8 protein-coding genes and 1 pseudogene are annotated in these 14,254 nt (G+C 35.9%); 6 read left to right on the top strand and 3 right to left on the bottom strand.

What is annotated here, in order from left to right; translation table 11 throughout:
- Both E0946_RS06730 and E0946_RS06725 read left to right on the top strand, forming a co-directional pair.
- Positions 1-317 (top strand): Kae1-like domain-containing protein (locus E0946_RS06730; protein WP_478210240.1); only part of this gene is annotated, 317 nt, incomplete at its 5' end.
- Positions 318-887: 570 nt separating this feature from the next.
- Entirely contained in the window at positions 888-1,067 is a 180-nt protein-coding gene (locus tag E0946_RS06725) for a hypothetical protein (protein ID WP_133201705.1), read from the top strand.
- A 473-nt stretch (positions 1,068-1,540) separates the two neighbouring features.
- Here the strand turns inward: E0946_RS06725 and E0946_RS06720 are convergent, their stop codons facing one another.
- Together E0946_RS06720 and E0946_RS07485 are read right to left on the bottom strand one after the other, a co-directional pair.
- Positions 1,541-3,409, bottom strand: a complete 1,869-nt coding sequence (locus E0946_RS06720) for a hypothetical protein (RefSeq protein ID WP_133201704.1) — start codon at positions 3,407-3,409, stop codon at positions 1,541-1,543.
- 54 nt (positions 3,410-3,463) lie between these two features.
- A pseudogene (locus E0946_RS07485) lies at positions 3,464-3,607 on the bottom strand (integrase core domain-containing protein); the annotation flags it as partial.
- Between the two features lie 254 nt (positions 3,608-3,861).
- On the opposite strand from E0946_RS07485, the gene E0946_RS06710 reads away from it, so the two are divergent.
- The 4 genes from E0946_RS06710 to E0946_RS06695 are packed head-to-tail and all read left to right on the top strand — an operon-like array spanning position 3,862 to position 12,726.
- Positions 3,862-8,145 carry a sigma 54-interacting transcriptional regulator gene (locus tag E0946_RS06710; protein WP_133201702.1) on the top strand — a complete coding sequence of 1,428 codons (4,284 nt, stop codon included), beginning with the start codon at positions 3,862-3,864 and terminating at the stop codon, positions 8,143-8,145.
- A 14-nt stretch (positions 8,146-8,159) separates the two neighbouring features.
- Positions 8,160-11,009, top strand: a complete 2,850-nt coding sequence (locus E0946_RS06705) for a helicase C-terminal domain-containing protein (RefSeq protein WP_133201701.1) — start codon at positions 8,160-8,162, stop codon at positions 11,007-11,009.
- Complete coding sequence (murB, locus tag E0946_RS06700) at positions 11,006-11,941, top strand: UDP-N-acetylmuramate dehydrogenase (RefSeq protein WP_243713774.1); 936 nt, start codon at positions 11,006-11,008, stop codon at positions 11,939-11,941. The genes E0946_RS06705 and murB overlap by 4 nt, the downstream gene beginning before the upstream one ends.
- Positions 11,938-12,726: an ABC transporter permease gene (locus E0946_RS06695; protein ID WP_133201700.1), complete on the top strand. Its 789-nt coding sequence runs from the start codon at positions 11,938-11,940 to the stop codon at positions 12,724-12,726. The genes murB and E0946_RS06695 overlap by 4 nt, the downstream gene beginning before the upstream one ends.
- 17 nt (positions 12,727-12,743) lie before the next feature.
- Here E0946_RS06695 and E0946_RS06690 read toward each other — a convergent pair whose 3' ends face one another.
- Complete coding sequence (locus E0946_RS06690; RefSeq protein WP_133201699.1) at positions 12,744-13,895, bottom strand: deoxyguanosinetriphosphate triphosphohydrolase family protein; 1,152 nt, start codon at positions 13,893-13,895, stop codon at positions 12,744-12,746.
- Between the last annotated feature and the right edge of the window lie 359 nt (positions 13,896-14,254).

Here is a 14,254-nt window from a genome sequence, read left to right as displayed (position 1 = left end):
AACATAAAGCTGATTTAGCTGCTTCAATCCAGCAAGCTATCATAGATCCTCTCATTAATAAAACCCTTAGCTGGGCAAGACAAAACAAAATTAATACCATATTATTAGCTGGAGGAGTTGCCGCTAATTCTGCCTTAAGAACCCAGTTAAGTGAAAAAGCTTCCAAATTAAATATCCAGATCTTTTATCCTTCAGTTTCACTTTGTATGGATAATGCCGCTATGGTTGGAGCAGCTGCCGTTCCAAAATTGCTCAATCATCAATTCTCTTCTCTGGATGTAAACGCTTTCTCTACCAAAGGAACCAGGAATTTATAGGGTATTCATTAAAATTCCCGTATATATTAATCAAAATTTAATTAATCTCCTGTTACCTTATTATTTCTTTAACTTTTCCTCATTTCTATTTAGAGGTAATATCTAAATTATCTTACTGCAATTTAAACGATTACTTATATCAAGTGTTAATCACTCGTTAATCAAGTCTTAATTAATTAACGCTTGATAAACGCTTGATTAAGAAGTGACATAAAGGAAGAAACAAGAGATTAATTCATTGCACTATGAGCTAATTTGTTTTTGGGAAAGTATTCTTTGTTGGATTTTTTCTTCCATTTCTTTGGGAAATTTGATGAGAGGTAGGACGATGTCCTCATTGTCCAAACCTAATCAGTAGCTGGCTGTTCTTGCTCTATGATATCTTTTGAATGTTAAACATAAAATATAAGACTTAGAATAAAATTATAGTTTATAAATTAATGAAAAGCCCTTACGGGCTTGAGTGAATAAAGAAATCCACGCACCTGGAAAATGTCATTCCTATATTTATAGAGAGACCATAAATAAATATGTGGTCTCGTAAATATATACTTCTTAAGGAGAATACAAATGGATGAGAACATTATCAGAAATCTAGCAAAAGAACTGGCTAACAAAGTTAATAGTCTGCTGGGAATGCCACCACCAGAAGAAGAGAGAGAGGAACTCTTCTTTGAAATGGTGATATTAATGTTGATGGATATCCTTTTCAATCAATTCGGATTCCAGATTGAAACGGAAGACTTGTGATTTAACCCATCAGGAATGCAAATATATGCATTTCTGCAAGTAAAGAAAAGGCTCAGATTTTATTATCTGAGCCTTTTTTATTTGGTCCCGAAGATAATCTATAAAATGAATGTATCACCTCCCAAAATTTGGATTATTTTCCTGTAAATTAAGGTAGCTAAATAAAAAAGAAGATATCAGTAATAAGTAATTATTATTAACTCTATTAAATGATACCCAAAGTGTCAGACCGATATCAGTATGACAAAGCGGTATAAGCCTTTATCTGGTGCAAAGATGCTTAGGACTACTTTCGGAAATATGTCATAGTGGTTTTGGACTTCTTTGAACTGATTGGTGACAGCTTTGTGTCAAATCTGGACTTTTTTCATACTGATTTCGGAACTGGCAGAATCTCAACGAAATTGACCAATTGGAAAAACTCGCAGTGAAAGTGCAACGGTTGAACTATACAAATCTTGGAAACTTCTGAATCAGGTCTTATCCTTAGTTTCCTTTGTCTTATCAGGTTTATCAGTAATATCCTCGCTTAGTCCAAAAATCACATCCCGAGCATGCTGAATAACTTCTCCTTTTTCATCCACTATTGAAACCACAAAGTACCTTGCTATATTAGGATATTTTTTCTGATTATTCTTCAAACTGGCTATAATCTCTTGAATGAAGTTCTCACAAGCAAAAAAAGCCTGCTTTGTTTCGTCGTGTGTGGGCATGTAACCAGTATGGACAACTTTGTTTCTTAGCATGTAACATTCTGCATACCATTGCCCTATCGCTGTTGATGCATCAGTTATATCCCAGTGCCCTCCCAAACGATTATGGAACTCTGATTTAAGAATGTGGGTCAAACCATTATTTTTGAATCGAGTCTCTAAATCAGCTAACGATTTACCTTCATTTTTGTATATCTCTTGTGCTAGAACCATTATAAAAGACTCAAAACCTGATTGGATATTAATTACAGCTTCCCTATACTGCCCGACTGATATATTTCTATCTGCACCAACTATCAATTCTGCAGATAGCATAAATGGGTTCCAATTTTGTTTTAGAACATTAGCATAATGTACCACGGCTGATGCCCCTGCATTTGAAACTACAGATTTCGCGTACGGGATATTGTAATTTAAGATGAATAACACATTATCAGTCTTCCATGATGATGGGTCGATTAATCTGCAAATGCAACATGGTTCTAACATTGGCAGTGTAATTCTATAAACAGTAGGATCTTTATACGTTATCTGATACGACACAACTAAGTAGTTTAGAAGTTCCAAGCAAATATCAAACACCCTGCTGATTTCATCTTCCTCACGATTACTTAGTTGGTTTGATTCGTCTTTTGTGGCATAAATAAACTCTATGAATGACTTCGATAATTCCTGAGTCCAGGGTGATTCCATTTCTAAATCGGTGTATATTGGCTGCGTATGTTTGATTGAATGAAACACTATAGTTGCAAGTGATTTATCATTAACACTAAAAGTGACCTTAAGACCATCTAAAGGAATATGATATGGAAGTATAACAGATGTTTGAAATATACAAACTGGATCAATTCCACGCTCAACGCATATTTTCCTATATTCACTTTCAAAGAAGTCCTTATTGAGCGTGAGAGATTCTTTATCGTTTGACCTTTTTATATCTTCAAGAGTATCTGAACTGATATTTCTAGATGCGTTATGACCTCCCGCCTTATGATATTCTTTCCAAAAATCTCCAAGTCTCGTGCATAGGTCCTTTTTAACTTTATCTTCATGTCTTACTATTGATATAGCAATTGGGTATATTTCTCCATTTTCTACAACAATCTCATTTTCTTGTAAAATGCAAACAACTATTCCGTCGAGTTCTTGAAAATCATCTTGAAATAAGTCGTTTATTATCACAGCAGAATAATATAGGAACTTATCATCATACCCAGCCAAGCAAATCATCAAAACCGTCTTTATATCATTAAGACGGTTACAAAGCTTTATAGTCTGTCTTACTCGTGTTTGTGCACTGTCCAGTATGGTTTTGTAGATCTCAGATAAAGCAGTTTTCATATCTTCGTCATCTATATCTGCTTCACAAAAGGCATGAGTACAATCTGTTGTGTTTTCGCCTGATTGTGCTTCCTGAACAATAAATATTTCAGGGAGCTCTCGTATATTAAAGTCCTTGAAAACCATCTCATCAACAATGTTCAAATCCAACAATAAACCATTGGACAAATCAATGTATCTTACATACTGAGAACTTCTATCCAAACCTACAAGATCGCTTAATCGAGATAGACCAATTCTCCTTGCGAAGCGATCTAACTCTTCATTTACCTTAATAATATCAACCATTTTTTCTCCTTACTTTATGAGATTTGTTATCTACTGTGACCCTGTCCCATTTTTTTACACCACTTGTAAGGTGACACGTTTGTTATCAACATTGTTTTCATAGTGTTCTCGGAATTTAGTTAGAGTCATGTAGTTTAGGGAACTGTGAGGTCGATTCGTGTTGTAATCTAACCGCCAATTCATAATCACATCTCTTGTTTTAAGTAAATCTCCAAATCATATTCTGCTACCATCCTCTTCAAATTGCTGTCACAATTTGACATTTCAGGTGTTACTTCTTATCAAAAAACCGTGAATTGTGATTAAGTCAATGAAAAATAGCTTCCTAATGTTAAAAGAAAGTAATAGGAGAACAAAATTGAAAATAGCTGATTATTTTTCTTGACAGTATAGTGTAAATATAATTTACAACTCTAATGTAAATGCTTCTTTTTAAAACAGAGGTAAAAAATATGACGGAAGGTTTAACACAACAGCTACATAATTATATAAGTCAGCGCTTTTCGCTGTCAAAGGTCTTGAACCTTTTACTGGACAAATCACATAGCCATTTGATAGAGATTACAGGAAAAGCTGGCTCAGGAAAGTCATACCTGATAAAACCTCTGATGGAAACTCTTCAAAATTCTTACGAAAAAGTATATTTCTACTCGCCTCACCCTCTTTATTTCAATCAATTTTCTCTGCTACTACCCATAATAAGTGATGTTGAACCTGGCGCCTTGGAAGAATTTTATCAGGAATACAATCAACAATATCGCACGGGCAGAAAATATGATTTTTTCTACTATCTTACAGAGCAATTGAATAGACATAACTTTCTGACTCCTCGTGCAATAATCATAGATGACGGTGATATTTTAGATAAATATAGCCGGGATTATTTACAGTATCTGGTGCAATATGCTGAAGACAGTGGTATTCAAATAGTTTTTCTTTCTCAGCAGCGTCTTTTCCCTTTTGCCCATTGGGAGATAGTTCCGCCTTTAACCGTGGAAGATGTTCAAAATATAATACAACTTGCCTTTCCTGAAGCAGTAGAAAATATCAGTAAAGAAAGTGAGATTTTGCAGAAGATAGTTGAAGGTAATATGCTTATCCTGGAAAAGATTTTCAATGATATGCAATTGGGGAAAAACGGAACTGAATTTGATTTAACTCCATTTCTGGATAAAAATTATGACCCCTTACAGATATATTTTGAAACTTTGGAAAATCTTCCTGAAAACCAGAAAGAATTGCTACTCAGTATGTTTATTTTAGACCAGAAATTCAACGAAGATAATATCAAAAATATAAGTGGCAAAAAAAACATTAAAAAAGACCTGGAAAAATTGTACAACGCTGGATTAATAGAACATCCTGATTTGGATTGGGTAGTCCAGAAAAAAGTTTCTATGATGGTTTGGCTGGAACAGCATCCGGAAGCTCTGTCTTCTCCCTTGATTCAAAAACTTCTGGATAACTTAGCAGAAGATAAAAGTGAAGAACAAATCAAGGTAAAAATTTTGATGCAGATGAATAAATATGAAGCTTCAGCTTTTGAAGCGGTCATAAAAGAACTGGAAAATCTATCTGATAATGATAGCTTGCTGCAGCTTTATCAATATCAACTTCAGCATATTAAGAAGCCTGACAGACAAATGCTCATCCATAAAAATATTGGCTTAGCTTATGCCAATTCCAACAAGAAAGATGAAGCCATAGAATATCTTCGTCAGAGCTTGCACATCTGCACGGAAAACTTATTACCGGCAGAAGAAATTGTCTATTTGCTCGCCAGTAATCTTTTTGCGGTAAATTCTACTGCCTTTGCTTTGGAAATAATCAATAAATATTCCCCCGAGACCATAGACCCTTACTGGAAATTGAAGATATTGCTCCTTAAAGCTGATATCCTGGGTGAAACAGAAGACTATGATTCCGCACTGGAAGAACTGGAAAAAATCAGCCATCAAAGTACCTCTATCAACGATAAAGATAAACGCCTTTTGCTGCAAGGTGAAACCAGAAAAATTAAAGGTAAAATCCTTTACTATATTAATGAATGGGAACAATCTGAGGAGAATTTTAAAGAGGCGGAAAAATTCTTTAGTCTTGCCAATGACCATAGTGGATTGGCTGCTGTATATAATAATCTGGCAGTACTTTATATGTTTCAAGGAGATTGGGATAGAAGTGAACAATATTTTCTGAAAAGTCTGGCTTTGGAAAAGGAACATTTCAATCTAAACGGAATCTCTATCTGCTATAATAACCTCGGTGGTCTGATGGATGATAAAGGTGACGGTCAAAAATCATTGATGTATCTGGAAGAAGCACTTAAACTACAAAAAATGCTTAATGAACCTTATAATATCACAAATATATATAATAATATTGGCATCACCTGGATGGACCATAATGAATATGATAAAGCAGAAGAAGCCTTAAAAAATTCACTACAGACGGCAGTAGACTTTGGATTTTATCGCAATATTATAGCATCATTAAACAATCTAGGAGCTCTTTACTTCAAAAAAGGTGACTGGGCACAATCCATAGCACTTTATGAACAGGCAATCAAAAAAAGTGAGGAGAACAATTTTACTGAGGGATTACTTCGCTCTTTCAATAACTTAGGTGAAGTTTATGAGAAACAGGATGAACTGACTCTGGCTTATGATTTATATTTTAAAGGTTTAGAATTACTTCCCTCTGTTAATGACGATTTCATTAAGGCTGATTTGTATGGTAATCTGGGAAGTGTGCTCACTAAACTGCATAAATTTAAAGAAGCATATACCTATCTGGTGGAAAGTCTGGATTTCTTCAAATCTATCAATGCGAGAGATAAAATCATAGAGGGATATCAAAAACAAGCTTACTACTTCATTTTAACCAGAAATTATGACAGTGCAGAATATTATTTAACCGAAGCGATGAATATGGCAAGTGAAGGAAATCGCTTGTTTGAATTAGGGAAAATTCATTATCTCAGAGCATTACTGGAGCGGAAAAATCTGGAATCCGCTAAAGAACATCTGCACCAGGCTATAGAACTTTTTGTGGAGACCTCCAATAATTATGAACTTTCTTTGGCAAATTATGAGCTGGCAGAGGTTCTTTTTGACTTAAAAGAATGGGAAGCTGCTCTGGAAATATTAAAGACTAATAAGAAAATATTACAGAAATATGGTTCTATCAAGCTTCTGGAGAAGAATGATATTTTAATGCAGAAGATTTCCCGGGAATATTCTTCACAATTAAGAGATGTTAAGTTTGAAGAAAATCTGCTTAACCAATTCTATGAAATAACTCAAAGGCTAAATACTATCTCGGATCTGGATGTGCTTATAGAACAAACACTTTCTGGACTAATTGACATATCAGAAGCAGATGGAGGAATACTCTGTCTGCATAGAAGTGAGACCGTTCCAGATTCCTGGGAATATAAGATATTCCAGAATTTTTCTTCAGAGAATAAGTATTATGATATCTTTATGAATCTCTGTAATATGGCATATAATACAAACAGCATAAAAGACTTCAAGCAACCGCATTTTGCTCCTTCCTACAATCATATCATAGTGCTTCCGCTTTTCATAAGAAAGAATGTTCTGGGAACGGTGTTACTTTTTGCTCAAAGCGGTTCACACTATTTCTCTGAACGTATCATAAATCTGCTCAGTGCACTCACCAATCAAGCAATTGTCACCATAGAAAATATTCGTTCTGCTGGTCTGGAAAAAACGCATAATAGCATCAGAGAACAACTTAATATGGGAAATGTATACTCTGATATTATTGGACAAAGTCCAGAGATGCTCAAGATTTTTGATATAATAGAAAAGGTAAAAGACACACCTACAACTGTCCTTCTGGAAGGACCAAGTGGAACTGGTAAAGAACTTTTAGCTCGTGCTTTGCACTATAGAAGCAATCGTAGGAATAAAGCGTTCGTAGCTCAATATTGTGGTGCTTTGCCTGAAACTCTTTTGGAAAGCGAACTTTTTGGTCATGTTAAAGGTTCGTTCACTGGAGCTGCATATGACAAGAAAGGCCTTTTTGAAATAGCAGATGGGGGCACTTTCTTTTTGGATGAAATAGCGGATATAACTCCCAGCACTCAGGCTAAGCTGCTTCGTTTTCTGCAGGAAGGTGAAATCAAAAGAGTTGGTTCCACAAAGACAGAAAAAGTTGATGTCCGCGTTGTTTGTGCCACTAATGTTCCTTTAGAAGAAAGGGTTAAATCAGGAGCTTTCCGTCTGGACCTGTATTATAGATTGAATGTAATCCGCATAGAAGTTCCACCCTTAAAAAATCGGACTGGTGATATTCCGCTGCTGGCAATCCATTTTCTGGATAAATATAACACCAGAATGGGAAAGAATGTTCAAGGATTCACTGATGAAGCAATGAAAATGCTGGAACAATATGATTGGCCCGGAAATGTTAGACAGCTGGAAAATGAAATAGAACGAGCTGTTACTTTGGCTGAAGATGCTTCTTTTATTAGAGGTACCGATTTTTCTGATGAAGTGCGCCGCTATATTGAAAATCAGAAAACCATCAGTATCCTTTCTGGACGGAAAACATTAAAAGATGCAATGGAAGAACTGGAACGTAAAATGATTCAAGATGCAATGGAAGCTTTTGATTGGAATCAAACTCAAGCAGCAAAAGAACTGGGAATCTCACGTCAAGGCTTGATTCAGAAACTAAAACGCTATAATCTCTATAAAGAGGGCGAATAGGAAATCCCTCACTAATGGAAAAAGAAGAGCTGGCTGGTTTAAAGAATAATCTGGATTTTGTAGCTATTGATACAGAAACCACAGGCCTGGACCCTTCCCGTGATGAAATTATAGAATTAGCTGCCACCCGTTTCAAATCAGGGAAAATTGAAGACCAATTCTCCACGCTGGTTAAACCACATCGGGGAATGCCAAAATATATAGAATTTCTCACTCATATTAATCCTGATGATTTATCCACCGCTCCTGAAGCAAAAATTGCCCTGAAGGATTTATTCTCTTTTGTCGGAGATTCCGTTCTGGTGGGACATAATGTACCTTTTGATATCGGATTCATAAACCATCATTCCGCTTTAAATAAAGGTGCTGTTCTAACTAATAAATTCTGGGATACACAAGAAATATCAAGAGTCTATTTCCCCTTCGTCAGTGACCATAAACTAAGCACTATGCTAAAGTTTTTCCATATTACCCCGGAAGCTGCTCATAGAGCTACTGCCGATGCTGAAGCAAGTGGTCTACTTTTGATAGCTATGACCGAACACATTATCAAGCACCATTCAATGATGACTAATGCTCGCTTGCTGGACCTCAGTAAACAGGCTCAACTGAATAATTCCTTGTATGATTATCTCCATTTACTGGTGGAATATCAAAGAAGCTATGTGCTGAAAGGAGAACACACTACTCCTCTTGACTATGCGAAACCAAATGTGATAGAAAATGATATTCCCTTCCATAATATTTCGCTGGATGAGGTTTTCAATTCCGAAGGTCTGCTTTCTCAGAAGTTTCCTCATTTTGAATTCCGTTCTGGTCAATTGGAAATGGCAAATAAAGTGAAAGAAGCTTTTCAAAATACTAAACATCTGGCAATTGAAGCTGGAACTGGAGTAGGAAAATCTTTTGCCTACCTCGTTCCGGCTATGATTTTTGCCCATAAGAATAAAACTCGGGTAGTGGTCTCTACTAATACCAAAAATCTGCAAGACCAGCTTTTTTATAAAGACCTACCTCAATTGAAAAAGATGCTGCCTCTGCCCTTTAAAGCCTCACTGGTTAAAGGTAGAGAAAATTATGTCTGTGAAAGAAGATGGAATGATATGTTGATGGAACAATCTACTGCTTTAATTCCTTATGAAGCTCAGGCATTGCTCTATCTTTATATTTGGAAACAGCTCACAAAATCTGGAGATATCTCGGAAAATTCATCCTTTGACCGAAAACGTTTTAATATCATCTGGAAAAGAATCTGTTCCGACCGTTATCAATGTATGGGAAGAAAATGTCCCCACTCTGGTAAATGCTATGTGCTCAATCTTAGAAAACATATAGAAAATTCAACTATCGTAGTTACTAATCATTCCCTACTGCTAACTGATTTAAGAATGGAAAATACCACCCTGGGGAAGTATGATTATCTGGTGGTAGATGAAGCTCATAATTTAATGGACTCTGCGTCAAAAAATCTTGGATTTGAGGTTGGATATCAAGATTTAGTCAATCTGTTTAATCAGTTCGCTCCAGCTACAAAAAGGAAAAATGTGGGTCTTCTTAATCAGCTTGATTTTATGCTTAAAAGAAGTGTTATCCCTGAAACCAGCAATGAACAAATCCAGATGATTACAAAAAGTCTGAGTGAACAAATCAGCACTATGCGTAAGATTTCGCTGGAACTTTTCACTGAAGCACAAGACCTTTGTCAACAGGCAGATTCCTATTCAAAACTGAGAATTAAAAATCCCGAAGATTTCCCCCATTTATATGAATCACTGGATAAGCTGAATAAACAGTGGCACTCTTTCCTGAAACAACTATCCAATTTAGCTGATACCTTTTCTATGCTAAACAGCAAACAAGTTCCCAATTACGACACCCTAAATGAATCCATAAACGGTTTAGTAAAAAGAAGTGTAGATATCCAGGTTGGTCTGGATATTCTGGAAAATCCAGATTTGATGAATAATGCACTCTGGATAGAAAATGACTTGCGTCCCGACCCAAAAACTCCTGTCTCTACTTTTTGCTATGCACCCGTTGATGTGTCTCTCCAGTTAAACGAAATGCTTTATAAGAATATTCCGAGTATTATTTTTACTTCTGCTACTCTTGCTTTACGCCAATCTTTTAAATACTTTTTTACTCAAAGTGGATTAAGCCTGATTCCACCTGAACAATTGGACGAATATATTGTAGATTCTCCCTTTGATTACGATAAACAGTCACTCCTGATGATAAGTAGCTTTCTACCTGAGCCCAAGGACCGTTTCTTTATCAATCAAGCCTTAGGATGTGTTGAACAACTGGTTCTTTCCGTTGATGTTGGCACAATGATTCTCTTTACGAATTACAAGGACTTAAACAGTGTATATGATTATCTAAGTGAGCCTCTGTATCATCGTAAAAGACCGCTTTTTGCTCAGGGAAAAACTTATAGCCGCTCCTCTATGCTGGAAGAATTTAAAAGTTATAAAAATGCCGTCCTATTGGGAACCAATTCTTTCTGGGAAGGTGTTGATATTCAAGGTGATTCACTTTCTATGCTTATCCTCTTTAAATTGCCTTTTCAAGTGCCTTCTGAACCTATTGTGGAAGCTCTGATTGACAAACTTAATACCGAGAATAAAGATTCTTTTATGCACTATATGCTCCCAAATGCTCTGCTTAAATTAAGACAGGGTTTTGGAAGACTTATTCGCAGTAAAGAAGACCGCGGTATCGTTCTGATAATGGATTCACGCGTCTCAAATAAATACTATGGAAAATATTTTAAAGAAGTGCTTCCAGCTAAATGCATGGAAATTAAAAGCGAATTGGAATTGCTCAATGAAGTTATCCGTTTTTTCAATGTGAGTAAGCAATGATGTTAGCTCAACTGATAAAAGAACAATTACCCACCCTAATAGAGAAAGGAAATATCCGTTTTGATGTACCTTTAGCTCCCTATACCAGTTTTAAGATTGGAGGTCCAGCGGAAGTATTCTGCCAACCGCAAAATATAGAGGAACTGATTGATATACTGAAAGTTGCCATCAGTTTTAATATACCTTACTTCATCCTCGGTAATGGTTCTAATTTATTGATAAGCGATAAAGGTGTAGATGGCATCGTAATTCAGACTTCTGCACTGAATCAACTAAAACACGAAGAAAATTTTATAGAGGCATACTGTGGCGTCACTTTAAAAGCCTTATGCTATTTTGCTAAGGAAGAAGGACTTTCCGGATTGGAATTCGCTTCTGGAATCCCGGGAACAGTCGGTGGCGCAGTTTTTATGAATGCTGGTGCTTATGGCTCGGAAATAAAAGATGTCCTTCTTAGTAGTGACTATCTGGAGCCCAATCTGGATAGCTTAAATTCTTTAAATCCCATCAAGCATCTCAATGCTAACGAGCATAATTTTGCCTACCGCAGAAGTATCTTTCAAGAAAAAAACCTTATTCATATTAAAAGTGTCTTTCAACTTCAACCAGAAGACCCAAACATCATAACCGAAAGAATGCGCTCCTTTGAAGAAAAGAGAAAGGAAAAACAGCCATTAGACCTTCCCAGTGCCGGTTCTGTATTTAAAAGACCAGAAGGATTTTATACTGGTAAATTGATAGAACAATGCGGTTTACGTGGTTATCAAATAGGAAAAGCGGCAATCTCGGAAAAACACTGTGGTTTTATCGTAAATCTGGGTGGAGCTACTGCAGCTGATGTTTTAGCTTTAATTAAATATGTGCAAGAAACTGTCTATGATAGATTTGGAGTTAAGCTGGAAACTGAAATACGATTCCTGGGTAAAGAATGAAAAAGAACGCTTCTCAATATTATCTCCCCATCCTGTTTTTCATAGTAATCATCCTAATCTGGCAATACTTAAGCTCCAGAACTGTTGTTGCATTCTGGATTCTGCCCTCACCTAAAGAGGTTATTCAGGTCTTTAAAGAATTTCCTGAATTAATCTGGTCTCATATGAAACCAACTATCATTGAAAGCGTTTCTGGACTACTTCTGGCAACTATTTTGGGAGTGTTAACCGCTTTAGCTATGCATAGTTCAAAAATTATTAAACAGATTTTCTATCCCTATCTGGTTGTTTCACAAACCATTCCCATCATTGCTGTGGCACCCCTAATAGTTCTCTGGTTTGGTTATGGCATTCCAGCTAAAATCTTTGTCGTAGTATTGATGTGCTTTTTCCCTATAGCTTTGGGTCTGTATGATGGTTTAAAACAGGTTTCACAAGAACAAATCAGACTTTTAAAATCAATGGGTGCAAGCGATTGGAAGATTTATCGCTATTTGAAAATACCCGCTTCCTTACCTACATTCTTTACTGGATTAAAACTTGCTGCCACTTATAGTGTTATGGCTGCTGTAATTGGTGAATGGTTAGGTGGAAATGCTGGTCTGGGAATTTATCTTACTCGCTCTACCAAATCCTTCCGTACTGCCAGTGTCTTTGCTGCTATAATAGTCATTATCCTACTGAGTTTAGCTATGTTTGGAATAGTGGCATTAATAGATAGAATCCTACTCTCCTGGCAATATAAGAAAATAGAGGAATATGAAGATATATCCTCCTTTAATTAATTAGCTAAAGAATAACTTTACCATTTCCAGGGTAATAAATAGTCCTTAATCTCTTCATTATAATAGCGGTCAGTCATAGTAGCAATAAAATCACGCACCTGCTCAGCAGGAGAAAAACCTTCCCTATATTCTGGAGATTTATGGTCTAAAAAATGTTTAAAAATCTTGGACTCCCGGTTATTTTTCTCAATGTCTTCCAGATACTTATCAAACATTATTCCCATTGTGCGATAGATGATTTTATTGGATTTTTTCACTTTTTCATTGGTGTAAATATTTTCATAATTGAATTTCTTCAGTTCCAGAAGATAATAGGAAGTTTCTTCATCAAAAGCTATCCAATCCTGTCCATAACTGTTAATAATAACGCTTCTAATCAAAGTGTCTATAATCTGACTGTTGGTATTACCCAGTTTATCAGTAACCTTTTGGGGCAAATCTTCCCTTTTCAAAAGATTAAAACGAATGGCATCTTCAATATCCTGACCGATGTAAGCAATCGTATCTGTAATTCTAACTACACATCCTTCCAGAGTTGCCGGCATCCAATCAATTTCCATTCCTTCCTTCTTTAATCTTATATATTCCTGAATCCGAGCTTCATCTTTGTCCTTTTCAGGATATAAAATCGTATTATGCACTTCTCCATCGTGAGAAATAATCCCATCTCTTACGGGAAAGGTTAAATTCAATCCTCTTCCTTTACGAGAAATATGGTCTACAATGTGCAAAGATTCAATATTATGATGAAAATGCCCTATACCATGTCTCACACAAGCATCAGATAAAGCTATCTCTCCATCATGACCAAAAGGTGGATGTCCTAAATCGTGACCCAACGCAATAGCTTCTATTAATTCTGTGTTCAATCCTAAATACTTGCCAATAGTGCGAGAAATCTGAGAAACATAAGCTATGTGCAAATTCCGATTGGTCATCTCTTCATCAATCAAATTAGTAAAGGAAAAAACCTGAGTTTTACCATGATACCTGCGATATGCACCACTATACAATATCCTATCTCTATCTACGGCAAATTGAGTGCGCATATCATCTGGTTCTTCTGGTCTCATTCTTTTAGCATCAGCATCCCGATAGGCTCTCGGACCAAGTGTGCATTCCGATTTTCGCTTTACTTCTTCAAATATCTTATATAATTTATCATCCATTTTATTATCCCTGCCTTAATGCATTACTGTATTATTCATCTATTATAACAATATAACTGGATACATTGTAAAACCAAATCATAACGCTGGGATAAGCATACTTTTTATAAACATAAGAGGTGTCAGTGATGGTAGTGACCTACTTTTTCACAAGGTTACCCGTTTAATATCAATAGCATAAGCGGTCTTAATTTCTGTGTTAGAATATGAACAGGTGTTTTCCCTATTTTCATAAAATCATTTATAATACTCCCTTTTAATCACGTATTTTATCAAACAAATTCATTTATAAATATCTTAGCTCTCTCTTGGCTCTTTCCTATTACTTCAGCTAAGTAATCGTCAGTATGGAGATAAGT

This window comes from Candidatus Syntrophosphaera thermopropionivorans, assembly GCF_004353895.1.
In the GTDB taxonomy this organism is placed as follows: Bacteria; Cloacimonadota; Cloacimonadia; order Cloacimonadales; family Cloacimonadaceae; genus Syntrophosphaera; species Syntrophosphaera thermopropionivorans.
Note: the sequence above shows the minus strand (reverse complement) of the source record. Positions and strands in the feature narration are given on the sequence as shown.